This is a genomic window from Vibrio sp. 1288, assembly GCF_033344475.1.
Genome location: NZ_JAWPOX010000326.1, coordinates 1 through 814 on the forward strand (window position 1 = coordinate 1; position 814 = coordinate 814).

An 814-nucleotide genomic window follows, 5' to 3' on the forward strand; every position below is an offset into this window, starting at 1 on the left:
ACGTGTATCAGCCCAGATATTGCTCGCGTGCGTGGCTTCAATACCAGCTGTTACGATTACCTACTCGTCATGATGATCACTTTAGTGACGATCGCCGCAGTGAAGAGCATTGGTGCCGTGTTAGTGGGTGCGCTGTTATTGATCCCTGGTGCGACAGCTCGGTTGCTCACCAAGCGAATGGGAAGCTTTGTATTGCTTTCTTCTCTGCTTGCGACGGTTGCTTGCTTGGTTGGCACCATATTGCCAATGGAGCTCGACTTACCGGTGCCATCGGGCGCGTCGATCATCATTGTTTCCGCTGCTTTCTTCTTAACTGCAACGGTTTATCGAATTATTCGTAAGGCGTGATAACGCTTTTACCTACCCAACTTAAGTATCTCGACATGAAAATGAAAACTCTTACTTTAGGTTTAGGATTGATGGCGATGAGTACATTGTCATCATTGGCGATGGCCAAAGATATTTTAACCAGTACCCCTGTGACTTACATGCTGTCAGAGCAACTGATGAAAGGAACGGGCGTGGAAACCACATATCTGCCTCCCAAACGCTATGGCATTGAACGCGTGGCGAATTGGTTCGCCACTAAAGGTGCAAACCAAGTTTCAGAGGCAGGAAAGAGCGCAACCGTGGCCATCACCATGAGAGCCATTTGGGACCAAGACCCGACGTATGTCTACGCACGACAAGGCAACATTCGTTTGATCGAAATTGATGCTTCACAAGCGATTTCCCCTAGAGCTCAAGGCGTTGCAGCCTTAAAGCTGGAAGATGGAGCCACATCTAAATACGTTTGGTTGAACCCAAGTAATTT

1 protein-coding gene and 1 pseudogene are annotated in these 814 nt (G+C 48.0%); both read left to right on the top strand.

Annotated elements, in window-relative coordinates:
• Window positions 1–348: metal ABC transporter permease (locus R8O11_RS26545; protein WP_318194785.1), on the top strand; the 348-nt coding region annotated here is incomplete at its 5' end.
• Window positions 349–383: 35 nt separating this feature from the next.
• Window positions 384–814, top strand: a pseudogene (locus tag R8O11_RS26550) (ABC transporter substrate-binding protein); the annotation flags it as partial.